At 69.0% G+C, this 23,597-nt stretch carries 23 protein-coding genes; 18 read left to right on the top strand and 5 right to left on the bottom strand.

What is annotated here, in order from left to right:
* Positions 1-89 precede the first annotated feature (89 nt).
* The 3 genes from secG to rpmF all read left to right on the top strand — a co-directional run bounded on the left by secG (position 90) and on the right by rpmF (position 2,524).
* Positions 90-527 (top strand): preprotein translocase subunit SecG, encoded by a 438-nt coding sequence (gene secG, locus DJ017_RS12855; protein WP_111529088.1) that lies wholly within the window; start codon positions 90-92, stop codon positions 525-527.
* 67 nt (positions 528-594) lie between these two features.
* Positions 595-2,232 (top strand): CTP synthase, encoded by a 1,638-nt coding sequence (locus tag DJ017_RS12850; RefSeq protein WP_111529087.1) that lies wholly within the window; start codon positions 595-597, stop codon positions 2,230-2,232.
* Positions 2,233-2,341: 109 nt separating this feature from the next.
* On the top strand, positions 2,342-2,524 hold the full coding sequence (gene rpmF / locus DJ017_RS12845) for a 50S ribosomal protein L32 (protein ID WP_111529086.1): 183 nt from the start codon (positions 2,342-2,344) through the stop codon (positions 2,522-2,524).
* A gap of 82 nt (positions 2,525-2,606) precedes the next feature.
* On the opposite strand, the gene DJ017_RS12840 is transcribed toward rpmF, so the two are convergent.
* Together DJ017_RS12840 and DJ017_RS12835 are read right to left on the bottom strand one after the other, a co-directional pair.
* Complete coding sequence (locus DJ017_RS12840) at positions 2,607-3,629, bottom strand: DUF2804 domain-containing protein (protein WP_111529085.1); 1,023 nt, start codon at positions 3,627-3,629, stop codon at positions 2,607-2,609.
* 53 nt (positions 3,630-3,682) lie between these two features.
* Positions 3,683-4,456, bottom strand: coding sequence for an enoyl-CoA hydratase (locus DJ017_RS12835; protein WP_111529084.1), 774 nt, complete (start codon positions 4,454-4,456; stop codon positions 3,683-3,685).
* 116 nt (positions 4,457-4,572) lie between these two features.
* Between DJ017_RS12835 and eno the strand changes: the two genes are divergently transcribed.
* The 9 genes from eno (at position 4,573) to lpdA (ending at position 12,786) form a co-directional block, all read left to right on the top strand.
* Positions 4,573-5,862, top strand: coding sequence for a phosphopyruvate hydratase (gene eno, locus DJ017_RS12830; protein ID WP_111529083.1), 1,290 nt, complete (start codon positions 4,573-4,575; stop codon positions 5,860-5,862).
* 79 nt (positions 5,863-5,941) lie between these two features.
* Positions 5,942-6,238 (top strand): FtsB family cell division protein, encoded by a 297-nt coding sequence (locus DJ017_RS12825; protein ID WP_111529082.1) that lies wholly within the window; start codon positions 5,942-5,944, stop codon positions 6,236-6,238.
* 52 nt (positions 6,239-6,290) lie between these two features.
* Complete coding sequence (gene pdhA, locus DJ017_RS12820) at positions 6,291-7,325, top strand: pyruvate dehydrogenase (acetyl-transferring) E1 component subunit alpha (protein ID WP_111529081.1); 1,035 nt, start codon at positions 6,291-6,293, stop codon at positions 7,323-7,325.
* On the top strand, positions 7,322-8,737 hold the full coding sequence (locus DJ017_RS12815) for a pyruvate dehydrogenase complex E1 component subunit beta (protein WP_111529080.1): 1,416 nt from the start codon (positions 7,322-7,324) through the stop codon (positions 8,735-8,737). Before pdhA ends, DJ017_RS12815 begins: the two co-directional genes overlap by 4 nt.
* Positions 8,734-9,141, top strand: a complete 408-nt coding sequence (locus DJ017_RS12810) for a GFA family protein (protein WP_111529079.1) — start codon at positions 8,734-8,736, stop codon at positions 9,139-9,141. Before DJ017_RS12815 ends, DJ017_RS12810 begins: the two co-directional genes overlap by 4 nt.
* Entirely contained in the window at positions 9,138-9,581 is a 444-nt protein-coding gene (locus tag DJ017_RS12805) for a GFA family protein (protein ID WP_111529078.1), read from the top strand. Before DJ017_RS12810 ends, DJ017_RS12805 begins: the two co-directional genes overlap by 4 nt.
* 3 nt (positions 9,582-9,584) lie before the next feature.
* Entirely contained in the window at positions 9,585-10,898 is a 1,314-nt protein-coding gene (locus tag DJ017_RS12800) for a pyruvate dehydrogenase complex dihydrolipoamide acetyltransferase (RefSeq protein WP_111529077.1), read from the top strand.
* An 11-nt stretch (positions 10,899-10,909) separates the two neighbouring features.
* The gene (locus DJ017_RS12795) at positions 10,910-11,386 is read left to right on the top strand and encodes a glutathione peroxidase (protein ID WP_111529076.1); all 477 of its coding nucleotides are present in this window, start codon (positions 10,910-10,912) and stop codon (positions 11,384-11,386) included.
* Entirely contained in the window at positions 11,386-12,786 is a 1,401-nt protein-coding gene (gene lpdA / locus DJ017_RS12790) for a dihydrolipoyl dehydrogenase (protein WP_111529075.1), read from the top strand. Before DJ017_RS12795 ends, lpdA begins: the two co-directional genes overlap by 1 nt.
* A 16-nt stretch (positions 12,787-12,802) precedes the next feature.
* Here the strand turns inward: lpdA and DJ017_RS12785 are convergent, their stop codons facing one another.
* Positions 12,803-14,359: an AMP-binding protein gene (locus DJ017_RS12785; RefSeq protein ID WP_111529074.1), complete on the bottom strand. Its 1,557-nt coding sequence runs from the start codon at positions 14,357-14,359 to the stop codon at positions 12,803-12,805.
* 163 nt (positions 14,360-14,522) lie between these two features.
* Here DJ017_RS12785 and lipA point away from each other — a divergent pair, with 163 nt between their 5' ends.
* Both lipA and DJ017_RS12775 read left to right on the top strand, forming a co-directional pair.
* A complete protein-coding gene (gene lipA / locus DJ017_RS12780; protein ID WP_111529073.1) occupies positions 14,523-15,485 on the top strand; it encodes a lipoyl synthase in 963 nt (320 codons plus the stop codon).
* 26 nt (positions 15,486-15,511) lie between these two features.
* Entirely contained in the window at positions 15,512-15,958 is a 447-nt protein-coding gene (locus tag DJ017_RS12775) for a type II toxin-antitoxin system RatA family toxin (protein ID WP_111529072.1), read from the top strand.
* Here the strand turns inward: DJ017_RS12775 and DJ017_RS12770 are convergent.
* A complete protein-coding gene (locus tag DJ017_RS12770; RefSeq protein WP_111529071.1) occupies positions 15,955-16,446 on the bottom strand; it encodes a CinA family protein in 492 nt (163 codons plus the stop codon). The two genes, DJ017_RS12775 and DJ017_RS12770, sit on opposite strands and share 4 nt — an antisense overlap.
* Positions 16,447-16,529: 83 nt before the next feature.
* Entirely contained in the window at positions 16,530-17,675 is a 1,146-nt protein-coding gene (locus tag DJ017_RS12765; RefSeq protein ID WP_111529070.1) for a bifunctional 2-C-methyl-D-erythritol 4-phosphate cytidylyltransferase/2-C-methyl-D-erythritol 2,4-cyclodiphosphate synthase, read from the bottom strand.
* 90 nt (positions 17,676-17,765) lie between these two features.
* Here DJ017_RS12765 and dusB point away from each other — a divergent pair, with 90 nt between their 5' ends.
* The 4 genes from dusB to DJ017_RS12745 all read left to right on the top strand — a co-directional run bounded on the left by dusB (position 17,766) and on the right by DJ017_RS12745 (position 23,591).
* Entirely contained in the window at positions 17,766-18,773 is a 1,008-nt protein-coding gene (gene dusB / locus DJ017_RS12760; RefSeq protein WP_111529069.1) for a tRNA dihydrouridine synthase DusB, read from the top strand.
* On the top strand, positions 18,770-19,888 hold the full coding sequence (locus DJ017_RS12755) for a two-component system sensor histidine kinase NtrB (protein ID WP_111529068.1): 1,119 nt from the start codon (positions 18,770-18,772) through the stop codon (positions 19,886-19,888). The genes dusB and DJ017_RS12755 overlap by 4 nt, the downstream gene beginning before the upstream one ends.
* The gene (gene ntrC / locus DJ017_RS12750; RefSeq protein ID WP_111529067.1) at positions 19,885-21,306 is read left to right on the top strand and encodes a nitrogen regulation protein NR(I); all 1,422 of its coding nucleotides are present in this window, start codon (positions 19,885-19,887) and stop codon (positions 21,304-21,306) included. The genes DJ017_RS12755 and ntrC overlap by 4 nt, the downstream gene beginning before the upstream one ends.
* A 98-nt stretch (positions 21,307-21,404) precedes the next feature.
* A complete protein-coding gene (locus DJ017_RS12745; protein WP_111529066.1) occupies positions 21,405-23,591 on the top strand; it encodes a sensor histidine kinase NtrY-like in 2,187 nt (728 codons plus the stop codon).
* Positions 23,592-23,597: the final 6 nt, after the last annotated feature.

Genomic DNA, 23,597 nt, shown 5'->3' with positions numbered 1-23,597 from the left:
AGGTATGGCCATGGCGGCGGCTTCCTGATAGAGCGCCCGCTTCATTTCGCGGCGGTGTGACCGCCCGAGCGCACCGGACCAAGGGCTCCATGCTTCTGAATCTCCTGCTCATCCTCCAGGTCATCGTCAGCGTGATGCTGATCGTCGTGGTGCTGCTGCAGCGGTCCGAAGGCGGAGCCCTGGGCATGGGCGGCGGTCCGTCGGGTTTCATGACGGCGCGCGGGGCAGGGGACCTTCTGACCCGCACCACCTGGATCCTGGGCGGTGTCTTCTTCGCCCTGGCCCTGACGCTCACCCTGCTGGCGGGCCGCGAGCGCGGCGCGGCCTCGGTCGTCGACCGGCTGAAGGTTGACGCGATCAACCCGGCGACCCTGAACCAGCCGCCGCAACAGCAGCCCGCCCCGGCCGGCCAGCCCGGCGCCCCGCAGCCGGCGCCGTTCCAGGCGCCGCAGCCCACCGTGCACAATCCGTTCCTGGGCGAGGGCCAGCAGACGCAGCCCGCCCCGGCCGCTCCCGCCAAGCCCTGATCTTCCCGTGGATAAGCGTTCTCTTTTGAGCCTCGTCCGGGGCGAATCGCTGCTAACCTGAACGCCCATGGCCCGGTACATTTTCATCACCGGCGGCGTGGTCTCTTCCCTTGGTAAAGGTCTCGCGTCCGCCGCTCTTGGCGCGCTTCTGCAGGCTCGCGGCTACAAGGTCCGCCTGCGCAAGCTCGATCCCTATCTGAATGTCGATCCGGGGACGATGAGCCCCTACCAGCACGGCGAGGTCTTCGTGACCGACGACGGGGCTGAGACGGATCTCGACCTCGGGCACTACGAGCGCTTCACGGGGGTGAACGCCACCAAGGGCGACAACATCACCACCGGCCAGATCTACAAGAAGATCATCGAGAAGGAGCGGCGCGGGGACTACCTCGGCGCCACCGTCCAGGTGATCCCGCACGTCACCGGCGAGATCAAGGATTTCGTCCTGGCCGATCCGGGCGAGGGCGTCGATTTCGTCCTGGTCGAGGTGGGCGGCACGGTCGGCGACATCGAGGGCCTGCCGTTCTTCGAGGCGATCCGCCAGCTCGGCCAGGAGCTGCCGCGCCATCACGCCTGCTTCATCCACCTGACGTTGCTGCCGTTCATCAAGACGGCCGGCGAGATGAAGACCAAGCCGACCCAGCACTCGGTGAAGGAGCTGCGCTCGATCGGCATCCAGCCCGACATCCTGCTCTGCCGCTGCGAGATGTCGATCCCGGAGAGCGAGCGTAAGAAGCTGGCGCTGTTCTGCAACGTGCGGCCGAGCGCCGTCATCGAGGCGATGGATTCGGCCAACATCTACACGGTGCCGCTCGATTATCACGCCCAGGGCCTCGACACCGAAGTCCTGGACGTTTTCGGCATGAACGACGCGCCGACCCCCAACCTCGCCGGCTGGCAGGAGATCAGCCACACCCTCAGCCATCCCGACGGCGAAGTGACCATCGCCATCGTCGGCAAGTACACGGGCCTGACCGACGCCTACAAATCGCTCGTCGAGGCGCTGATCCACGGCGGGCTCGCCAATAAGGTGCGGGTCAAGTTCGACTGGATCGAGGGCGAGGCCTTCGAGAAGGACGAGGCGCTGATCCGCGAGCGGCTGGCGGGCGTCCACGGGGTGCTGGTGCCCGGCGCCTTCGGCGAGCGCGGCTCGGAGGGCATGATCCGAGCGGTGCAGTTCGCCCGCGAGCACGAGATTCCGTACTTCGGCATCTGCTTCGGTATGCAGATGGCGATGATTGAGGCGGCCCGGAACCTGGCCGGCATCAAGAAGGCCTCGTCGACCGAGTTCGGCCCCACCTCCGAGCCCATCGTCGGCCTGATGACCGAGTGGACCAAGGGCAACGAGCGGGAAGTCCGCGCCGAGGGCGGCGAGCTGGGCGGCACCATGCGCTGCGGCGCCTACGAGGCGGTGCTGAAGCCGGGCAGCCGGGTTGCGGAGATCTACGGCGCGACCACCATCTCCGAGCGCCACCGTCACCGCTACGAGGTGAACATCGCCTACAAGGACGCCATCGAGAAGACCGGCCTGAACTTCTCGGGCCTGTCGCCGGACGGGGTGCTGCCGGAGCTCTGCGAGCGGGCGGACCACCCCTGGTTCGTCGGCGTCCAGTACCACCCGGAGCTGAAGAGCCGCCCCTTCGAGCCCCATCCGCTGTTCGCCAGTTTCATCGGCGCCGCCAAGGAGCGGAGCCGCCTCGTCTAGCGCCCTTGATTGCGCGGGCGGTTTCATGCATACACCCGCGCTCACGTCGGCGGCCTGCCAGTCCCTGGCCAGGCCGCCGCAATCTTTTTCACGCCCGCGAGATACTCCGATGGCCGTTCCTAAGCGAAAAACCTCGCCGTCCCGGCGCAACATGCGGCGTTCGCACCACGCGCTCGGCGCCAACTCCTACGTCGAGGACAAGGAGACCGGCGAGCTGAAGCGGCCGCACCACGTCGATCTGAAGACCGGCATGTACAAGGGCCGCCAGGTCCTGACGCCCAAGGAAGACTAAGCCTCCTCCACTCGAGGAGCCGAATTTCGACGCCGGTCGCGCCACGCGGCCGGCGTTTTGATTCGCGCCCCGCCGGTCCGGGCTACCACGCGTTCTCGATCTCCTCGGCGAAGCCGAGCAGGTCGTGAAAGGTCACCTTGCGGCCGTCGTCGAGCACCGCGGTCCCGGAGAAGCGGCCGAACACCTGGTGGCCGATGTTGCGGATGATCTTGAGATCGGTCTTGTCGGCGCGATCGAGGATCGGCTCGAAGGTCATCTCCAGGCGCCCGTCGTTGCTGGAGAAGCGCCACGGCGCGCCGTCGTATGTCCCTGTCGGGATGTGGAAGGTCACCTGGTCGAGCTTGTGAGCGACGCCGTCCACGAAGACCATGTTCTCGGAGGCGGCCGAGGTGTCGCCGAAGCCGTAACCGATGTTGAAGCCGAACGGCTTGCCGTCCACGAGCCCCGAGGCCGAGCCCCAGTACCAGACGTTGTGATAGGTCCAGACGCCGCGTCCCCAGTCCAGCACGCCGAAAGCGCTGTCGGGCCGGAAGGCGTAGGTCTCATCGCCCAGCCGCGCCTCGCCGGTGGCGGCCATGCAGTTGATCTTCTGGTTGTAGTAGAAGGCCTTCGGCGCCTTCGGCCACGGCGTGGCGATCATCATCCGGTCCATCGGCGGCTGGGCGAGATCGATCTCGGCCTTCAGGCCCTTGCCGTTCATGAAGCCGGGACAGTCGATGGAGAGGTGGCGGCCGCCCGGCGTGTGACGATAGGCGAGCCTGGTCCGCGGATGCTCCTGGACGATGTCGCCGACGTCGGCGCTTGCCGGCATCTTCATCCGGCCGAGCGGGAAGGGCGTGATGACGCTGTCGGTGATCCCCTGGCGGCCCTTGAGGTCGAGCCAGGTGGTGGAGAGAAAGCCCATATAGCCGTTGTCGGCCACGACCGTGGCGATGCCGTAGTCGCCGGCGAGGACGCAGTAGTAGTCCCACTCCTTGATCCGCAGCGGCGAGGCGGCGATTGCAGCGCGGCTGTAGCGGCGCGCCTCGCGGCGGGCCCAGCCCGGCTCGCTCAGACGCCCGCGGGCGTCCAGAAGGTCGCCTGGTCCCAGTTCGATCTGCGCCATGATGTCCCCCGAATCCGCAGCGAGAGACAGCTTAGCCTTAGCCGCCGGCGGCGCTACTGGGTGCGGCCGCGGGCCTGGACGCCGGCGCGGCGGGCCTCGACCATCTCTGGCGTCACCTTGGCGTTGTGGACCACGGAACGATCGTGCTCGAGCTTGAGGCCCTCGCCGAGGCTGACCTTGTAGCCGTCGTCGATCATCGCCTTGTAGGTGAGCAGCATGTCGGTCTCGATGCTGGCCATCTCCTCGGCCATCTTCAGGGCGGCGGGCATCAGCTCGGCCGGCTCGACCACCCGGTTCACCAGGCCCCAGTCATAGGCCTGCTGGGCCGACAGGAAGTTGCCGGTGAGCGACAGCTCCTTGGCGCGGTAGGGGCCGATGGCCCGCGACAGCTTCTGGGAAAGGCCCCAGCCCGGGGTGATGCCGACGCGGGCGTGGGTGTCGGCGAAGCGGGCATTGGTCGAGCAGAGCAGCACGTCGCAGGCCAGCGCCACCTCGAAGCCGCCGGTGATGGCGACGCCGTTGATCGCGCCGATGATCGGCTTCTTGCAGTCGAGGACGGCGAGGGCGGGGTTCTCGTCCGGAGAGGTGGCGTTGGCCGCCCCCATGCCGAGCGGATCGGTCCCGAGCTCCTTCAGGTCGAGCCCCGCGGTGAAGGCGCGCTCGCCGGCGCCCGTCAGGATGATCACCTTCACGGCCGGATCGGCGTCGAGTTCGCGGAAGGCCTTGTTCAGCGCCGCGCGCAGCGCCTTGGAGAGCGCGTTCATCGCCTCGGGGCGGTTGAAGGTGACGACGGCGACGCCCTCGCGGGGCTTCTCGACGAGCAGCATGGATGGTCCTCCGTAAGGTCAACCGCATGAACCGGGCGCCGTGAGGGAGGTCAAGCGGCGTTGCGGGAGGGCTGGAAGCCCGTTAAGGGCTGCTTCCCCACCTTCCGAGGACCGAAATGACCGAAATCGTCGATATCGTCGCCCGTGAAATCCTGGACAGCCGCGGCAATCCGACGGTCGAAGTCGACGTGATCCTGGAAGACGGCTCCATGGGCCGCGCCGCGGTTCCCTCCGGCGCCTCGACCGGCGCGCACGAGGCGGTGGAGAAGCGCGACGGCGACAAGTCGCGCTACGGCGGCAAGGGCGTTCGCCAGGCGGTCGACGCGGTGAACGGCGAGATCTACGACGCCCTGTCCGGCTCGGACGCCGAGGACCAGCGCCGGATCGACAAGCTGCTGATCGAGCTCGACGGCACGAACAACAAGAGCCGCCTCGGCGCCAACGCCATCCTCGGCGTCAGCCTGGCGACGGCCAAGGCCGCGGCCAGCTCCTCGGCCCTCCCGCTCTACAAGTACGTGGGCGGCGTCTCCGCCCGCGTCCTGCCGACCCCCATGATGAACATCATCAACGGCGGCGCCCACGCCGACAATCCGATCGACATCCAGGAGTTCATGCTCCTGCCGGCCGGGGCGGAGACCTTCGCCGAGGGCCTGCGCATGGGCGCCGAAATCTTCCACGCCCTCAAGGCGCAGCTGAAGGCCGCGGGCCACAACACCAACGTCGGCGACGAGGGCGGATTCGCGCCGAACCTGGCCAGCGCCGAGGCGGCGCTGGAGTTCATCATGAAGGCCGGCGAAAGCGCCGGCTACAAGGCGGGCAAGGACTTCCTGCTCGGCCTCGACGTCGCCTCGACCGAGTTCTTCAAGGACGGCAAGTACGTCATGGAAGGCGAGGGCAAGACGGTGGATCCGTCCGGCATGGTCGACTACCTGGCCGGCCTCGTGGCGGGCTTCCCGATCGTGACGATCGAGGACGGCTGCGCGGAGGACGACTTCGAGGGCTGGAAGCTGCTCACCGACAAGCTCGGCGGCAAGATCCAGCTCGTCGGCGACGACCTGTTCGTGACGAATCCGGCGCGGCTGGCCATGGGGCTCGAGAAGGGTCTCGCCAACTCGATCCTGGTGAAGGTCAACCAGATCGGCACCCTGTCCGAGACGCTGGACGCCGTGGATCTCGCCCACCGTAACGCCTACACGGCGGTGATGAGCCACCGCTCGGGCGAGACCGAGGACTCCACCATCGCCGACCTGTCGGTCGCCACCAACTGCGGGCAGATCAAGACCGGCTCCCTGGCGCGCTCGGATCGCACGGCCAAGTACAACCAGCTCCTGCGCATCGAGGAAGAGCTCGGCGACCAGGCGATCTACGCCGGGCGTGGCGCGCTGCGGGCCCAGCGCGGGGCCTGACGCCGCCGCGGGTCGGAGGCGGTTTAACCGCCGTTAAGCATGTTCGGCGATTGAGAAGGGTCATTCCCAGGGAATCGCCGTGCTCGCCCGCCTCCGCTCCTATCTGCCGACCGCAGCGCTGGGCTTGCTCATCGTCTATTTCGCGATTCACGCCTTCACCGGCGAGCAGGGGCTGTTGTCGTCCAACCAGCGCGACGCGGCCCTGGTGGCCAAGACCAAGGAGCTCGCCGCCCTGCGCGCCCAGCGCGAGGATCTGGAGAAGCGCGCCCGCCTTTTGCGCGACACGAGCCTCTCGGCCGATCTCCTCGAGGAAAGGGCCCGCTCCCTGCTAGGCTTCGCTGACCCAAGGGACTATGTGATCCGCACGGCCCCTTGACCCTAAGGTCAACGGTTGTATCGAGACCCTCTGACGACCCATGGAGTAACGTATGGCGCGCGGGCAGACCGGTGCGGCCGGTCGGCGAAAAGCCAACGGCGCCGACCCCAAATCCGGGGCCGGCAAGGATGAGCTGCTAAGGTACTATCGGGACATGCTGCTGATCCGCCGCTTCGAGGAGCGGGCGGGCCAGCTTTACGGCATGGGCCTGATCGGCGGCTTCTGCCACCTCTACATCGGCCAGGAAGCGGTCGCGGTGGGCGTCCAGTCGGTCAAGCAACCCGGCGACGAGATCATCACCGGCTACCGTGACCACGGCCATATGCTCGCCGCGGGCATGGATCCCAAGGAAGTCATGGCCGAGCTCACTGGGCGGGCCGGCGGCTCGTCCAAGGGCAAGGGCGGGTCGATGCACATGTTCTCGACCGAGTCCGACTTCTACGGCGGTCACGGCATCGTCGGTGGCCAGGTGTCCCTCGGCACGGGCCTGGCGCTCGCCAACAAGTACCGGAACAACGGCAAGGTCGCCTTCACCTACTTCGGCGACGGCGCGGCCAACCAGGGGCAGGTCTACGAGAGCTTCAACATGGCCGAGCTCTGGAGCCTGCCGGTCGTCTACATCATCGAGAACAACCAGTACGCCATGGGCACCTCCATCGAGCGCGCCTCCTCGGAGACCCACCTCTACAAGCGCGGCGCCTCGTTCCGCATCCCGGGCGAGGAAGTCGACGGCATGGATGTGCTGGCCGTCAGGGCCGCCGCCGAAAAGGCCGCCGAGCACGCCCGCTCGGGCAACGGCCCCTACATCCTCGAGATGAAGACCTACCGCTATCGCGGCCACTCCATGAGCGATCCGGCCAAGTACCGGACCCGCGAAGAGGTGGACGCGGTGCGCAAGACCCGCGACCCCATCGATCACATCGAGGAGCTGCTCGAGAAGCAGGGCTACGCCGACGAGGCGAGCCTCAAGGCCATCGACGGCGAGGTGAAGAAGATCGTCGCCGACGCCGCGGAATTCGCCCGCACCAGCCCCGAGCCCGATCCCGCCGAGCTCTACACGGACGTCTATACGGAGGTGCGCGCGTGACCGACGTACTGATGCCGGCGCTCTCTCCGACCATGGAGGAGGGCACGCTCGCCAAGTGGCACGTGAAGAAGGGGGACAACGTGCGCTCGGGCGATGTCATCGCCGAAATCGAGACTGACAAGGCGACCATGGAGGTCGAGGCGGTCGACGAGGGCGTGATCGAGGAGATCCTCGTCCCCGAGGGCGCGGAAAACGTGAAGGTCAACACGCCCATCGCCCGGCTGTCCGGCGAGGACGCGCCGGCCGCGGCTCCGGCTCCGCAGGCCGCTCCGGCCGAAGCTGGCGGCGGCAAGGGCGAGGGCGAAGCCTCCGCCGGCGATCCCGAGAAGAAACCGCCCGAGACGGCCCGGCCGAAGCCGGAAGGCGAGGGCGCCGCAGCGGTGACGCCGCGCCAGCCCCTGACCGACCCCGAGCTGCCGGCCGGGACCAACCTCATCCGCCAGACCGTGCGCGACGCCCTGCGCGACGCCATGGCCGAGGAGATGCGGCGCGACGCCGACGTCTTCCTGATGGGCGAGGAGGTGGCGCAGTACCAGGGCGCCTACAAGGTCAGCCGCGACCTCCTGCAGGAGTTCGGCGAGCGCCGCGTGATCGACACCCCGATCACCGAGTACGGCTTCACCGGCGTCGGCGTCGGCGCGGCCATGGCCGGCCTGAAGCCCATCGTCGAGTTCATGACCTTCAACTTCGCGATGCAGGCGATTGATCACATTATCAATTCCGCTGCAAAGACGCTCTATATGTCCGGCGGCCAGCTGAAGACCTCGATCGTTTTCCGCGGTCCGAACGGCGCGGCCGCGCGCGTCGCCGCCCAGCATAGCCAGGACTATGCGGCCTGGTACGGCCACGTCCCCGGCCTGAAGGTGATCGCGCCCTACGACGCCGCCGACGCCAAGGGCCTGCTCAAGGCCGCCATCCGCGATCCGAACCCCGTCGTCTTCCTCGAAAACGAGATGATGTACGGCCAGGAGTTTGACGTCCCGGAAGGGATCGACTGGGTCCTGCCGATCGGCAAGGCCAAGGTCCGCCGCGAAGGGACCGGCGTCACCCTGGTCAGCTACTCGCGGATGGTCGGCTTCTGCCTGGAAGCGGCCGAGAAGCTGGCGGCCGAGGGCATCGAGGCCGAGGTCATCGACCTGCGCTCGATCCGCCCGCTGGACCACGAGACGGTGGTCGAGAGCGTCAAGAAGACCAACCGCCTGGTGACGGTGGAGGAGGGCTGGGGCCCGATGGGCGTCGGCGCCGAAGTCGCCGCCCGCGTGGTGGAGCACGCCTTCGACTACCTGGACGCCCCGCCGGCGCGGGTCTGCCAGGAAGACGTGCCGTTGCCCTACGCCGCCAATCTCGAAGCCCTGTCGCTGCCCTCGGTCGACAAGATCGTCCAGGCTGCCAAGGCGGTGAGCTACCGATGAGCCGCGCCCCCTTCCAGTGGCGGGCCGGCGGCTGCCATTGCGGCGGGATCCGCTTCGAGGTGGCGCTGGGCGAGGTGGTCGAGGCGCAGGCCTGCAACTGTTCCATGTGCGCCAAGACCGGCTTCGTGCACATCATCGTGCCGGAAAGCCGGTTCCGCATCGTCAGGGGCGCGGAGCGGCTGAGCGAGTACACCTTCAACACCCGCGTCGCGAAGCACCTGTTCTGCTCCGAGTGCGGCATCAAGAGCTTCTACCGGCCGCGCTCCAACCCGGACGGCTGGAGCGTCAACGCCCGCTGCCTGGACACCACCGAAGGGCTCGACCTGCGGATCGAGGCTTTCGACGGGCAGAACTGGGAAGCCAACGCCGGCGGCCTGGCGCACCTGTCGAAGGAGCCGGCATGACCACGCCGCAGCTCGTCGGGCACTGCCACTGTGGTGCGATCCGCGTGATCCTGGAGCCGGGGAAGCCGGTGGCCGAGCTCGCCTACCGCGCCTGCCAGTGCGGCTTCTGCCGGCGCCACGGCGCGGCGACCACCAGCGACCCGAAGAGCTTTCTGCACATCGAAGCCGCGCCGGGGGCAGTGAACCACTACCGCTTCGGCCGCCGGACCGTCGACGTGCTGCTGTGCGAGGAGTGCGGTGTCTATGTGGCCTCGTCCATCGAGCTGGACGACGGCTCGCGGCTGGCGACGCTGAACGTCGCTGGCGTGCAGCTGCCCGGCTTCGAGGGGCGCACGCCCGAACCTGCCGACTATGAAGACGAAACCGACGGGGAACGACTGGCGCGCCGCAGGGCCCGCTGGACGCCCGCCACCCTGGTCGAAGCCCAACCGAGCATCTGACTCATGTCCATCGACGTCCTCATGCCCGCGCTCTCTCCGACCATGGAGGAGGGCACGCTCGCCAAGTGGCACGTGAAGAAGGGCGACAATGTGCGCTCGGGCGATGTCATCGCCGAGATCGAGACCGACAAGGCGACCATGGAGGTCGAGGCGGTCGACGAGGGCGTGGTCGAGGAGATCCTGGTGCCCGAAGGGACCGAGGGCGTGAAGGTCAACACGCCGATCGCAAAGCTGAGCGGCGAGGGCGCGGCGGCCAGTCCGCCGCCAGCGCCGAAGGCCGAAGCCCCGAAGGCAGAGGCTCCCAAGCCCGAACCCGTGAAGGCTGAACCGAAGGCCCAACCCGCTCCGCCTCCCGCGCCCACGCCGGCAGCGCCGGCCAAGGCGAGCTCTGGCGGCCGGATCTTCGCATCGCCTCTGGCGCGGCGGATCGCCGAGCAGAAGGGCGTGGACCTCTCCGCGGTGAAGGGCACGGGCCCGCACGGCCGCATCGTCAGGGCCGACGTCGAGGCCGCCCGACCCGGCCAGGCGCGGCCTGCCGCGCCGCAAGCCACCCCACAAGCGGCCCCGGCCCACGCCGCCGAAGCGCCGCGGCAGGTGCTGAGCCTGGAGCAACAGGGCATCAGGCCCGGCAGCTACGACCTCATCCCGCTCGACGGCATGCGCAAGACGGTGGCCCGGCGGATGACCGACAGCTTCCGCGACGTGCCGCACTTCCCGCTGAACATGGACCTGGAGATCGACGGGCTCCTGGCGGCGCGGGCGAAGATCAACGCCATCCTCGAAAAGGAGGGGGTGAAGGTCAGCGTCAACGACATGGTCATCAAGGCCGCGGCCATCGCCTTGAAGCGGGTGCCGGAGGCCAACGCCTCCTACACGCCCGAGGGCATCGCCATGCACCACCATGCCGACGTGGCCATGGCGGTCTCGGTGCCTCACGGCCTGATCACGCCGATCATCTTCGAGGCCGAGACCAAGGGCCTGGCGCAGATCGCCACCGAGGCCAAAGACCTCGCCGAGCGGGCGCGGGCGAAGAAGTTGAAGCCCGAGGAATACCTCGGCGGCACCTTCTCCGTCTCCAACCTCGGCATGTTCGGCATCAAGAGCTTCGGCTCGATCATCAACGAGCCGCAAGGCGCCATCCTGAGCGTCGGCGTCGGCGAGAAGCGGCCCGTGGTGCGCGGCGATCAACTGGCCATCGCCACGGTGATGACGGTCACCTTGTCCTGCGACCACCGCGTCGTGGATGGCGCCACCGGCGCGCGCTGGCTGGCGGCCTTCAAGGCGCTGATCGAAGACCCGATCACCATGATCGTCTGAGGACGGACCCGATGGGCATCTACGACTTCGAGGCCGAGACGCTCGACGGCAAGCCGGCGCCCCTCTCGGCCTACCGCGACAAGGTCGTGCTGATCGTCAACACGGCCAGCAAATGCGGCTTCACCCCGCAATATGAGGGGCTCGAGGCGCTCTATCGGAAGTACCGGGACAAGGGCCTCGTCGTCCTTGGCTTTCCCTGCAACCAGTTCGGCGCGCAGGAGCCGGGCGACGCCGCCGAGATCGCCAACTTCTGCTCCCTGACCTACGACGTGGACTTTCCGATGATGCGGAAGATCGACGTCAACGGGCCCAAGACCCACCCGCTCTACGCTTATCTGAAGTCGGCGAAGAAGGGCCTGCTGGGAACGGCCAACATCAAGTGGAACTTCACCAAGTTCCTCGTGGACCGGCAGGGCGAGGTGGTCGGCCGCTTCGCCCCGACCGTCGAACCCAAGGCGCTGGAAAGCGCGATCGAGGCGCTGCTCTGATGGATTTCGACGTCATCATCATCGGCTCGGGCCCCGGCGGCTATGTGACCGCGATCCGCTCCGCGCAGCTCGGCTTCAAGACCGCCATCGTCGAGCGCGCCGAGCTCGGCGGCATCTGCCTCAACTGGGGCTGCATCCCGACCAAGGCGCTGCTGCGCTCAGGCGACGTCTACGAACAGCTCGGCCACCTCGGCGATTACGGCCTGGCCATCGAGGGCCGCTCCTACGACTTCGGCAAGGTGGTGGAGCGTTCGCGCAAGGTCGCCGCGCAGCTGAACTCCGGCGTCGGCTTCCTGATGAAGAAGCACAAGATCGAGGTCGTGGCCGGCACGGCCAGGCTCGAGAAGGGCAGCCCCGCGCCCAAGGTGGTGGTCGCGCTGAACGCCGGCGGCAGCCGCACCCTACAGGCCAAGCACGTGGTCCTGGCGACGGGCGCCCGCGCCCGCACCTTCCCGGAGACGGGCCTCGTGCCGGACGGCGAGCGGGTCTGGACCTATCGCGAGGCGCTGGTCCCGAAGGCCGCGCCGAAGAAGCTGATCGTCATCGGCTCGGGCGCCATCGGGATCGAATTCGCGAGCTTCTATCGCGCGCTAGGCTCGGAAGTTACAGTGGTCGAGATGCTGCCGCGGATCCTGCCGGTGGAGGACGAAGAGGTCTCCAAGGCCGCCCACAAGGCGTTCGAGAAGCGGGGCATCCAGTTCCGCGTGCCGGCCAATGTGAAGAAGCTCTCGAAGTCCAAGAACGGCGTGTCGGTGGAGATCGAGGCGGGCGGCAAGGCCGAGACACTGGAGGGCGACGTCGCCATCGTCGCCGTCGGCATCGTCGGCAATGTCGAGGACCTGGGCCTGGAGGCGCTGGGCGTGAAGATCGAACGCACCCACGTGGTCACCGACCGCCATGGCGGTACCGGCGTTGCCGGTCTCTACGCCATCGGCGACGTGGCCGGACCGCCCTGGCTGGCCCACAAGGCGAGCCACGAAGGCGTGCACTGCATCGAGCACATCGCCGGACTGCCGCCCTCAAACCTCACCGCCCCGATCCCCGGCTGCACCTATTCGAACCCGCAGGTCGCAAGCGTCGGCCTCACGGAAGCCCAGGCCAAGGAGAAGGGGCTGGAGCCGAAGGTCGGGCGCTTCCCGTTCCGCGTGAACGGCAAGGCCATCGCCATGGGCGAGACCGAGGGCTTCGTGAAGACGGTGTTCGACGGCAAGACCGGAGCGCTCGTCGGCGCGCACATGATCGGCGCCGAGGTCACCGAGATGATCCAGGGCTTCGCCCTCGCCATGACCCTCGAGGCCACCGAGGCCGAGCTGCAGGCCACCGTCTTCCCGCATCCGACGATGAGCGAGGCCATGCACGAGGCCTCGCTCGACGCCTACGGGCGCGTGCTGCACATCTGAGGCGAGGCGGGCGGCGTCACGCCGCCCGGCGCAGCTCGGCGTCGACGATCCGCTGCAGGGCCACGTAGTCGGTCTTTCCGGTACCGAGGACGGGGATCTCCGGCACGCGGATGATCTTGCGCGGCACGGCGATCTCCGGCGCGCCGATCCGCTGCGCATGGCTGACGAGCGGGGCGGCGTCGGCGTCCCGGCGATCGGTGACCAGCACCAGGCGCTCGCCCTTCTTCGGATCCGGCACGGCGACAACCGCATGGCGGCAGTCCGGCCAGACGGAGGAGGCGAGGTCCTCGGCCGCAGTCAGGGAGACCATCTCGCCGCCGACCTTGGCGAAGCGCTTCACGCGGCCGAGGATCTTGATCCAGTCGTCGTCGCTCAGCGACACCACATCGCCGGTGTCGTGCCAGCCGTCCGCGGGCGCGTCGACGCCGCCGTCGGCGGTAAGGTAGCCGGCCATGACGTTGGGCCCGCGCACATAGAGGCGGCCGCCGCCCGGAATGCCCTCGACGGGCTCCAGCCGCACCTCCATCCCGGGCAGCAGGCCTCCGACGGTGCCGCGGCGATTGTCGTCCGGCTTGTTGACGGCGATCACGGGCGAGGCCTCGGTCGCGCCGTAGCCTTCAAGCAGGGGCACCGGGCCGAACCGGTCGCGGATCAGGTTGTGGGTCTCCTCTCGCACCTTCTCGGCGCCGCAGACCACGAACTCCAGGCCGGCCAGCTCGTCGCTCTCGGCCGAGCGGGCGTACTGGTTCACGAAGGTGTCGGTGGCCAAAAGGATTGAGGCCTTCGCGTCCTTCACCAGTGGCGGGATCTGCTTGATGTGCAGGGGCGAGGGATACTCGAAGGCCTTCATGCCGGTGAGGATCGGCAGCAGCACCCCGCCGGTCAGGCCGAAGCAGTGGAAGATCGGCAACGGGTTGAACATCACCCAGTTCGGGTCGAGCGCGATGTGCGCCTCGATCTGGCGCACGTTGGCGACCAGGTTCGCCTGGGTCAGCAGCACGCCCCGCGGCGCGCCGAAGCTGCCGGAGGTGAAAAGGATCACGCCCGGATCGCTGGGGCGGGTCTTGGCCATGAACTGGCGGGGCAGGGCGCCCGCCGCGGCGGCGAACAGCTTGTCCGGCAGGCCGACGGTCTCGCGCACGTCCTCGAGGTAGGTGACCGTGGTGATGGTCTCGAGCGCGTCGATCAGGTCGTGCAGCTTGCCCTGCTCGACGAAGCGATGGGAGGTCAGCACCCGCTTCACCCCGGCGAGCTCGCAGGCGGCCCGCAGGTTGCGGATTCCCGAGGTGAAGTTGAGCATCGTCGGCACGCGGCCGAACGCGTGCAGGGCGAAGAAGGTGACCACTCCGCCCGAGCTCGACGGCAGCATGACGCCCACCCGCTCGCCGGCCTCGGTGAAGGCGGCGATCTTGCGGCCGAGCGCGAACGCCGCCCGGATCAGGTCGGTGTAGCTGAGAGGATTGCGCTCCTGGTCTTCCAGGATCGGCTTCTTGGCGCCGTACTTCTGGCGCGCATCCACCAGGGCCTCGAAGATCGTGGTCTGCGCCTGGCGAGGATCGAACGAAGGCGACAAGAGCCGCTGCCTCCCGAACTGTTATCGTTTGGCCGGCGAGCCTAGCGATGGGCCAGGGGGTTGAAAAGATAAGTTACAGTCCGTGAGCGCCAGCGCGCCTTCGCAGGGCCTGTGCGCGCATTCGCGGCTTGATCCGGACGCCCCGACCGACGATCTAGGGCCCATGGCCGTGGTCATCGACAATCTGGGCGAACGCCGCCCGCGCCACCCGGAGAAGCAGAACCGTCCGGACACCCCGCTGCTGCGCAAGCCCGAGTGGCTGCGCGTGCGGGCGCCGGGCTCACCCGGGTATTCCGCCACCCGCGCCCTGGTGAAGGAGCACAAGCTCGTCACCGTGTGCGAGGAGGCGGCGTGCCCCAACATCGGCGAGTGCTGGGACAAGAGCCACGCCACCTTCATGATCCTGGGCGAGGTCTGCACCCGGGCCTGCGCATTCTGCAACGTCACCACCGGCAAGCCCGAGGCCCTGGACGCCGACGAGCCGGCAAGGGTCGCGGACGCGGTGGCCAAGATGGCGCTGAAGCACGTCGTCATCACATCGGTGGACCGGGACGACCTGGCCGACGGCGGCGCCGTCCAGTTCGTCAAGGTGATCGAGGCGATCCGTGGGGCCTCGCCGCAAACCACGATCGAGATCCTCACGCCGGACTTCCTGCGCAAGCCGCTGAGCGCGGTGGGGAGCGTCATCGACGCGAGGCCGGACGTCTTCAACCACAACCTCGAGACCGTGCCGCGACTCTATCTCTCGATCCGCCCCGGCGCGCGCTACTACCACTCCCTGCGCCTGCTGGAGCGCGTCAAGGAGCGCGATCCGAGCCAGTTCACCAAGTCGGGCGTTATGGTGGGTCTCGGCGAGACGAAGGAGGAGGTCATGCAGGTCATGGACGACATGCGCTCGGCCGGCGTCGACTTCATCACCATCGGCCAGTACCTGCAGCCGACCCGCAAGCACGCAGCGATCGACCGGTTCGTGCACCCCGACGAATTCCGCGCCTATGAGGAGATCGCCCGGGCCAAGGGCTTCCTGATGGTGGCGGCGAGCCCGCTGACACGCTCCTCGCACCACGCCGGCGAGGACTTCGCGCGCCTGCAGGAAGCACGGCGGGCCAAGGAAGCGGCGGCCTGAGGGCGGTGCGCCATCACGTCTCCAGGATGTTGCCCTATACGCCGGACCAGCTCTTCCGGCTGGTCGGCGACGTGGCGGCCTATCCGGAGTTCGTGCCCTGGCTGACCTCGATGCGGACCTGGAACCAGCGCCATCTGAGCGAAGGCGTCGAGGCGGTGGACGCGGAGGCCGGCGTCGGCTTCGCCTTCCTGAAGGAGCGCTTCGCCACCCGCGTGCGCCGCGACGCGCAGAATCGCCAGATCGACGTCAGCCTGCTGTCGGGGCCGTTCAGGAAGCTGGAGAACCGCTGGCGGTTCCTGGACGCGGGCCACGGCTGTACCCGCGTGGAGTTCGACATCGACTTTCAGTTCAAGTCGCGGCTGCTGGAGGCCCTGCTGACCGCCAACTTCAGCCATGCCGTCGACCGGCTGATGAGCTGCTTCGAGGACCGGGCGAAGAGCCTCTATGGCGAGGCCGAGAAGGGCGCGGCCTAGACCATCCGGTCCCTGAGCATCTGCAGGGCCGACTGGACCGCCCCGAGCTGGATCTCCTCGCGGGTCTCGAACTCGAAGAACTCCTGCTTGTGCATCAGCGCCTGGTTGGCGCGGGCGGTGGCGATGTGGACCGTCCCAACCGGCTTCATCGGCGTGCCGCCGCCGGGGCCGGCGATGCCGGTGATGGCCACCGCCACATGGGCGTTGGAGTTTTCCAGCGCGCCCTCGGCCATCATCCGCGCCACCGGCTCGGACACGGCGCCCAGATCGGCGATCAGGTCGCCCGGCACGCCCAGGAGCTCCTGCTTGGCGCGGTTGGAGTAGGAAACGAAGCCGCGCTCGAAGACGTCGGACGCTCCGGCCACCTGGCAGATGGCGCCGGCCACGAGCCCGCCCGTGCAGCTCTCGGCGGTCACGATGCGCAGGGACCGCTCGCGGGCCTCGTCCACCAGGAGCCGGGCGAGGGTGACGATCTCGAGCGGAAACATGCGGCTGGCACTCCCTGGATTTGGCTCTGCGCCGACCAGAGCACCGCTCGCGGCCGCGCTTCAAGACACTTCGATCGCCGCCCCTAGAGGGGCGTCTCCACCGTGACCACCGCCTGGGCCATCAAGCCTTCCTCCCGGCCGGTGAAACCCATGCCCTCGGTTGTCGTGGCCTTCACGCTCACCCGGCCCACCGGCAGGCCGAGCAACTCGGCGATGCGGGCGCGCATGGCGTCGCGGTGCGGTCGGATCTTGGGACGTTCGCAGATCAGGGTCACGTCCGCATTGAGGATGCGCCCGCCCTGGGCCCCGACCAGCGAAACCGCATGGGCCAGGAACTGGTCGGAGGAGGCGCCCTTCCAGCGCGGATCCGACGGGGGGAAGTGCTCGCCGATGTCGGCGGCGGCGATGGCGCCGAGCACGGCGTCGGTCAGGGCGTGCAGCCCGCAATCGGCGTCCGAATGGCCGACGAGGCCGAGGTCGTGTTCGATGCGGATGCCGCACAGCCACACCACGTCGCCTGGACCGAAGCGGTGGGCGTCGACGCCGAACCCCGTCCGCACGACGCGCCGGGCGCCCGCCAGCTGCTCGGCCATGAAGAAGTCTTCCGGGTAGGTGAGCTTCATCAGCATCGGATCGCCGGGGACCATGGCCACGTGGCCGCCGGCCCGCTCCACCACCGCGGCGTCGTCCGTCGGCTCCTCGCCCGCCGGCCAGCGGCGGTAGGCGGCCTTCAGCCGGCCCGAACGGAAGGCCTGGGGCGTCTGGGCGCGCCAGAGCCCCGCGCGGGGCACCGTCTCGTCGATCAGGCCTTCGCCGCGTTTCAGGGTGTCGGCGACGGGGAGGGCGGGCACCGCCCCGTCGGCCACGTCCAGCGCCGCCAGCAGGCGGCCGACGTGCTCGCGGGTGACGAACGGCCGGGCGGCGTCGTGGATCAGCACCGGCTGCTGCCGGCTCGCAGAGATTGCGGCGAGACCCGCCTGCACGGACTCCGCGCGCGTACGACCGCCGGTGACCGCTTTCCAGCCTTCCAGTCCGACCAAGGCCTCGTCCACTTGACCGAGTCGATCGCGCGCCACGACCACGACGACGTCGCGCGCGCCGGCGGAGAGCAGGCCCTCCACGGACCAGCGCACGATCGGCTTGCCCCCTAAGGTGCGCCAAACTTTGGGTTCCCCGGGGCCGGCGCGAAGACCGGATCCGGCGGCGACCACCACAGCCGAAAAGCTCATGGCCTGTTTTTAGGGAACGAACGGCCATTCTTCCAGCTTTACGGCGCCGCACAAATTGCCTAAAAAGTCGGCGGGGCCATTGACTGAAAAATGAGCAAAACACTTCAGATCGGTGGAATTGACGTTGGCGGGCGATGCTGGATCGCCCCGATGACCGGCGTGTCCGATCTGCCCTTCCGCCGCGCCGCCAGCCGTCTGGGCGCAGCCTACGTGGCCACCGAAATGGTCGCCTGCGCCGAGTTCTCGAAGGGCCGCCCCGACGTGGTGCGCCGCGCCGCCGTGGGAGAGGGCCTGCCGTTGATGGTGGTGCAACTGGTCGGACGCGACCCGGCGCACGTCGCCGAAGGCGCGCGGCTGGCGGCCCGGGCAGGGGCCCAGATCATCGATCTCAACTTCGGCTGCCCGGCCAAGGAAGTGACCGGCGTCCTCTCCGGCTCGGCCCTGATGCGCGAGCCGGACCTGGCGGTGCGCCTGATGGCCGCCGCGGTCGATGCGGTCGACGTGCCGGTGACGGTGAAGATGCGGCTGGGGTGGGACGACGCCTCGAAGAACGCGCCGGAGATCGCCCAGCGGGCGCAGGCCTGCGGCGTCAAGGCGGTCACCGTCCATGGCCGCACCCGTTGCCAGTTCTACAAGGGCGCGGCCGACTGGAGCGCCGTGCGGCCGGTGAAGGAAGCCGTCTCGATCCCGGTGATCGTCAACGGCGACATCGTCGACGGGCCGAGCGCCAAGGCGGCGCTGGCGGCCTCGGGCGCCGACGCGGTGATGGTCGGGCGCGCCGTCTACGGCCGCCCCTGGATCGCGGCCCAGATCGAGGCCGAGCTGGCGGGCGGGACCTTCGCGGCGCCGGAGGCCGAAGACCGCCTCGCCATCGCGCTCTCGCACTTCCGCGACAGCCTGGACTTCTACGGCGAACGCCTGGGCCTCAAGATCTTCCGCAAGCACCTGGCCGCCTACATCGAGCAGGCCCCGTGGCCGGCCGACGCCCAGGCTAGGCGCGCCGCGCGCAGCGAGCTCTGCCGCCTGGAGGAGCCCCGCGCCGTCGAGCGCGAGCTGACGGCGCTCTGGACTGACCCCGAACGACGACTGGCCGCATGACCACACGCACGCTCATCCAGGCCCATGGGCCTGCCGCCGAGGCGTTGAAGGCCGCCGCCTTCGACCTCAGTCCCGATCCGTCCATGGTGGTCAACGCCGACGGCGCCCTAGTGGCGGTCAACGAGGCGGCCGAGGCTCTGTTTGGACATGGCCTCAGCCTGCTGGCGCGCGGCCGCTTCCTTTCGGCCCTGCCGCCGGGGTCCGCGCTCGCCTCCCTGTTGGAGCGGGCGCGCGCCGAAGGGGTGAAGGTGCGCGAACGCGGGGTGGAGATTAGCCTCTTCGGCCTGCCGCCGTTCGAAGCCGACGGTGCGGCCGCGCCGCTGGGCGACGGCTCGGTGCTTCTGACGCTGACGCTCAAGTCCGGCCTCGGCGTCGAACGGGGCGGGGCGGACGCCGTTGGCCTCAGCTCGGTGATGGGGCTGGGCCGCATGCTGGCCCACGAGATCAAGAACCCGCTCGCCGGCATCCGCGGGGCGGCTCAGCTCCTGAAGTCCGGCGCCAAGGCCGAGGACGCGCCGCTCGCCCAGCTCATCGTCGACGAGACCGATCGCGTCGCGCGCCTCGTCGATCGCATGGAGGAATTCTCCGAGGACGTCCTGCCGGACATCGCGGCGGTCAACATCCACCAGGTGCTCGATCGTGTGCGGGCGCTCGCCGCCAACGGCGTCGCCGACGGCCTGATCCTGCGCGAAAGCTACGACCCGTCCCTGCCGCCAGCGCTCGGCGACGAGGACCAGCTCATTCAGATCTTCCTGAACCTCGTGAAGAACGCCGCCGAAGCGGCGCACGGGCGAGGGGACGGGCGCGGCGAGATCTCGATCTTCACCGCCTATCGCCACGGCGTCAGGGTGCGCTCCACCCGAGGCCAGGATCTGCGCGGCGCGCCGCTAGAGGTTCGCATCCAGGACAACGGCCCTGGCGTGCCGGCGCATCTTCGCGAGCACCTTTTCCAGCCATTTGTCACTTCCAAGGTCAACGGGGCCGGATTGGGCCTGGCGCTGGTCGCCAAGCTTGTGGCCGCCCACGGGGGTCTGATCGATTTCGAGTCAGAACCGGGGCGCACCGTCTTCCGCGTGCTGCTCCCGATCGCATCCGAAGGGGACGTCCAAGCATGAACGCGGTCGCCAAGAAGATCCTGATCGCCGACGACGATTCCTCGATCCGGCTGGTCCTGTCCCAGGCGTTCACCCGCCTCGGCTACCAGGTCCGCGCCACGGGCAACGCCACCACCCTGCTGAAGTGGGTTTCGGACGGGGAGGGCGACCTCGTCGTCACCGACGTGGTGATGCCGGACGAGAACGTCTTCAATGTGCTGCCGCGCATCCGCAAGCAGCGGCCGAAGCTGCCGATCATCGTGATGAGCGCGCAGAACAACCTGGTCACGGCCGTCAACGCGGCGGAGGTGGGCGCCTTCGAATATGTGCCCAAGCCCTTCGACCTCGACGACATGACCTCGGCCGCGCGGCGGGCGCTCGCCAGGCCCGCGGACGCCGAGGCGGCCAAGGCCCAGGCCCGCGCCGTGCGCGACGACCGCCTGCCGCTTATCGGCCGTTCGGCGCCGATGCAGGAGGTCTACCGGACCATCGCGCGCCTGGTGGGCGCCGACCTGACCGTGCTGATCACCGGCGAGAGCGGCACCGGCAAGGAGCTGGTCGCCCGCGCCCTGCACGACATGGGGCGCCGACGCGACGGCAAGTTCGTGGTCATCAACCTGGCCGCGGTGCCGCGGGAGCGCGTCGAGGCCGAGTTGTTTGGCAAGGAGGACGGAGCGGTCGGCAAGCTGGTCGAGGCGGACGGCGGCACCCTGTTCCTGGACGAGATCGGCGACATGCCGCTCGACGCCCAGACCCGCCTGCTGCGGGTGATCGACGGCTCGGAGCCCGCGCTCAACCCGAAGACCGGCCGCCGGCCCAACGTCCGCATCATCGCCGCCACCAACCGCGACCTGCGGGGCCTCATCCAGCAGGGCCTGTTCCGCGAAGACCTGTTCTTCCGTCTGAACGTCGCGCCCCTGCGCCTGCCGCCGCTGCGCGACCGGGTGGAGGACATCCCGGACCTGGCGCGCGCCTTCCTGCTGCGGGCCAACCGCGAGGGGCTTCCGGCGAAGACCATCGACGCCGGCGCGCTCGAGCGGCTCAAGGTGCACCCGTGGCCGGGCAATGTCCGCGAGCTCGAGAACCTCGTTCGCCGGATCTGCGCCCTTTACGCCGAGGACCTCATCACTCCGAGGATCGTCGAGCGCGAGCTCGCCGACCAGCAGCCGGTGATCGACGGGGAGGACAAGCCGGCCACCCTCTCGCAGCTCGTCGAGCGCAAGCTCTCCTCCTATTTCGCCGACCAGCCGGACGGCGTGCCGCCTGCGGGCCTCTACGATCGCGTGCTCGAGGAGGTGGAGCGTCCGCTGATCCAGCTCACCCTGACGGCCACGCGCGGCAACCAGGTGCGGGCGGCGGAGATCCTCGGCCTCAACCGCAACACCCTGCGCAAGAAGATCCAGGACCTGGGCGTGGAAATCAGTCGCGGGCGCCGCTGACGCTTTAGCGCAACAACACTGTTGAGTTTGGAGCACAGTCCCGTAGGCTGCGGCGTCTCATGGCGTCGCTCACTCAGTACATTCCTGGCGGCGGAACGATGGCGGGCAAGTTCCGCCAGGCGCTCCGCTCGCGGGTCGTTCTGGGCTGCGGCTACGGCGTGGCGGCCGGACTCACCGGGCTTGCCATCCTGCTGGCGGCCTCGCCGCCCGAGACGGGGCCGATCGGCCCGGCCAGCGAGCTGATCCTCACCGTCCTCGGCTTCAATCTCATCCTGATCCTGGCGCTGACCACCATCGTGGCCCTGCGCTTCGCCGCCCTGCTGGCGGCGCGGGAGAGCGACGCGGGCGCGCGCCTGCACCTGCGATTCGTCACCTTGTTCGCCCTCGCCGCCGTGGCGCCGGCCGTGGTCGTGGCCCTGTTCTATGGCGTGCTGGTGAGCCGTGGGGTGGAGAACTGGTTCAGCCAGCGGGTGCAGACCGTCGTGGAGAACTCCGCGACCGTCGCCCGGTCCTATGTCGAGGACCAGAAGCGCTACATCGGCGACCACGTGACCCTGATGGGCGCGGACCTCAACCGCGAGGCCTCCCAGCTCCAGGCGAGCCCGATCACCTTCGGCCACTACCTCGGTCTGCTGGCCTCCTATCATGCCTTCCCGGCGGCCTATCTCATCGACCGCGACGGCCGCGTCCTGGCGCGCGCCGAGACCGCCGACGCGCCGGCCTACCTCGTGCCGCCGGAGGCGAGCTTCAAGGCGGCCGACGAGGGCGACATCTCGGTGCCGGCCTTCGATTCCACCGACCTGATGCGTGCGGTCTACCGGCTGCGGGGCTATCCGGACGCCTACCTCTATGTGGTCCGGCCGCTGGAAAGAGGGATCATCACCCACCTGCGCGACGCCGAGGGCAGCCTCGTCTCCTATCGCGAGGCGGCGCAGAACCGGCAGCGCATCCAGACCATTTTCGCGCTCTCCTACGCCGAGACGGCGCTGCTGGTGCTGGTGGGGGCCGTGTGGCTCGGCATGTGGTCGGCCAACGCCATCTCCGGCCCGGTCGCGCGCCTGGTGCAGGCGGCGGGCAAGGTGGCCGGCGGCGACCTGTCCGCCCGGGTCGACGCCGATAAGGATCCCGAGGAAATCGCGGTTTTGTCGCGTGCGTTCAACAGCATGACGCACGATCTTCAGGTCCAGCAGGAGGCTCTGCGGCGCGCCAGCGTCGAGGCCGAGGAGCGGCGCCAGTTCATCGAGACGGTGCTGGCGGGCGTCAGCGCCGGCGTCGTCGGCCTCGACGGGCGAGGGCGAATCTCGGCGGCCAACCTGCAGGCGGTGCGCCTGCTCGACCTGCCAGGCGACCATGGCCGTGGCCGGCGGATCGTCGATGCGGCGCCTGAATTTGAGGAGGTGGTGGAGACCGCCTCCCGGACGGGCCGCGGCGAGGCCGAGATGGACGTCGTGCGCGGCAAGGAAAGCCGCCGCCTGCGGGTCCACGCCAGCCGCTCGGAAGGCGGCCTGGTCCTGACCTTCGATGACATCACCCGTCTGGTGGCCGCCCAGCGCAACGCCGCCTGGCGCGACGTCGCCCGCCGCATCGCCCACGAGATCAAGAACCCGCTGACGCCGATCCAGCTGTCGGCCGAGCGTCTGCGCAAGAAGTACCGCAAGGCGGTGCCGGAGGACGATGTCGAGATCTTCGACCGCTGCACCGACACCATCGTGCGCCAGGTGGGCGACATCGGCCGGATGGTCGACGAGTTCTCCGCCTTCGCCCGCATGCCGACGCCTAAGTTCGCCGAGCACGACGCGGCCGAACTGCTGCGGGCGGCGGTGTTCGCCCAACGCGTCGCCAGTCCCGAGATCGCGGTGGAGCTGGAGGAGCCGGTTCCGCACGTGCAGGTGCTGGCCGACGAGCGGATGCTGAGCCAGGCGCTCGGCAACGTGCTGAAGAACGCCGCCGAGGCGGTCGGCGCCCGGATGGCGGCCGAGCCGAAACTGAAGGGCTTCGTCCACGCGCGGCTGATGGCCGACGAGGCGGGCGTGACCTTCGAGGTCGAGGACAATGGCGTCGGCCTGCCGTCCAAGGACCGCGACCGCCTGACCGAACCCTACGTGACGACCCGCGAGAAGGGCACCGGCCTCGGCCTGGCGATCGTCAAGCGCATCCTCGAGGACCATGGCGGCGAGCTGGAACTCGCCGATGCGCGCCACGGGCAGGGCGCCCTGGCCGTCCTCAGAATTCCCCCCGCCGCGCGCGTGCGCCCGCACAGCGCAACCGAAACCGCTACGGCTTGAAGGTGA

Origin of the sequence: Phenylobacterium soli (assembly GCF_003254475.1) — a bacterium.
In the GTDB taxonomy this organism is placed as follows: domain Bacteria; phylum Pseudomonadota; class Alphaproteobacteria; order Caulobacterales; family Caulobacteraceae; genus Phenylobacterium; species Phenylobacterium soli.
The sequence above is the reverse complement of the archived record's forward strand: the minus strand, read 5'-3'. Positions and strand labels throughout refer to the sequence as shown.

Bases quoted from the DNA above. Each gene is read 5' to 3' on its own strand.
- pdhA (WP_111529081.1), top strand. From the start codon at position 6,291: ATGGCGCGCGGGCAGACCGGTGCGGCCGGTCGGCGAAAAGCCAACGGC.
- rpmF (WP_111529086.1), top strand. From the start codon at position 2,342: ATGGCCGTTCCTAAGCGAAAAACCTCGCCGTCCCGGCGCAACATGCGG.
- DJ017_RS12795 (WP_111529076.1), top strand. From the start codon at position 10,910: ATGGGCATCTACGACTTCGAGGCCGAGACGCTCGACGGCAAGCCGGCG.
- DJ017_RS12850 (WP_111529087.1), top strand. From the start codon at position 595: ATGGCCCGGTACATTTTCATCACCGGCGGCGTGGTCTCTTCCCTTGGT.
- DJ017_RS12755 (WP_111529068.1), top strand. From the start codon at position 18,770: ATGACCACACGCACGCTCATCCAGGCCCATGGGCCTGCCGCCGAGGCG.
- DJ017_RS12800 (WP_111529077.1), top strand. From the start codon at position 9,585: ATGTCCATCGACGTCCTCATGCCCGCGCTCTCTCCGACCATGGAGGAG.
- DJ017_RS12745 (WP_111529066.1), top strand. From the start codon at position 21,405: ATGGCGGGCAAGTTCCGCCAGGCGCTCCGCTCGCGGGTCGTTCTGGGC.
- lpdA (WP_111529075.1), top strand. From the start codon at position 11,386: ATGGATTTCGACGTCATCATCATCGGCTCGGGCCCCGGCGGCTATGTG.
- DJ017_RS12770 (WP_111529071.1), bottom strand. From the start codon at position 16,446: ATGTTTCCGCTCGAGATCGTCACCCTCGCCCGGCTCCTGGTGGACGAG.
- DJ017_RS12835 (WP_111529084.1), bottom strand. From the start codon at position 4,456: ATGCTGCTCGTCGAGAAGCCCCGCGAGGGCGTCGCCGTCGTCACCTTC.
- DJ017_RS12840 (WP_111529085.1), bottom strand. From the start codon at position 3,629: ATGGCGCAGATCGAACTGGGACCAGGCGACCTTCTGGACGCCCGCGGG.
- DJ017_RS12765 (WP_111529070.1), bottom strand. From the start codon at position 17,675: ATGAGCTTTTCGGCTGTGGTGGTCGCCGCCGGATCCGGTCTTCGCGCC.
- eno (WP_111529083.1), top strand. From the start codon at position 4,573: ATGACCGAAATCGTCGATATCGTCGCCCGTGAAATCCTGGACAGCCGC.
- DJ017_RS12805 (WP_111529078.1), top strand. From the start codon at position 9,138: ATGACCACGCCGCAGCTCGTCGGGCACTGCCACTGTGGTGCGATCCGC.
- dusB (WP_111529069.1), top strand. From the start codon at position 17,766: ATGAGCAAAACACTTCAGATCGGTGGAATTGACGTTGGCGGGCGATGC.
- lipA (WP_111529073.1), top strand. From the start codon at position 14,523: ATGGCCGTGGTCATCGACAATCTGGGCGAACGCCGCCCGCGCCACCCG.
- DJ017_RS12775 (WP_111529072.1), top strand. From the start codon at position 15,512: ATGTTGCCCTATACGCCGGACCAGCTCTTCCGGCTGGTCGGCGACGTG.
- ntrC (WP_111529067.1), top strand. From the start codon at position 19,885: ATGAACGCGGTCGCCAAGAAGATCCTGATCGCCGACGACGATTCCTCG.
- DJ017_RS12810 (WP_111529079.1), top strand. From the start codon at position 8,734: ATGAGCCGCGCCCCCTTCCAGTGGCGGGCCGGCGGCTGCCATTGCGGC.
- secG (WP_111529088.1), top strand. From the start codon at position 90: ATGCTTCTGAATCTCCTGCTCATCCTCCAGGTCATCGTCAGCGTGATG.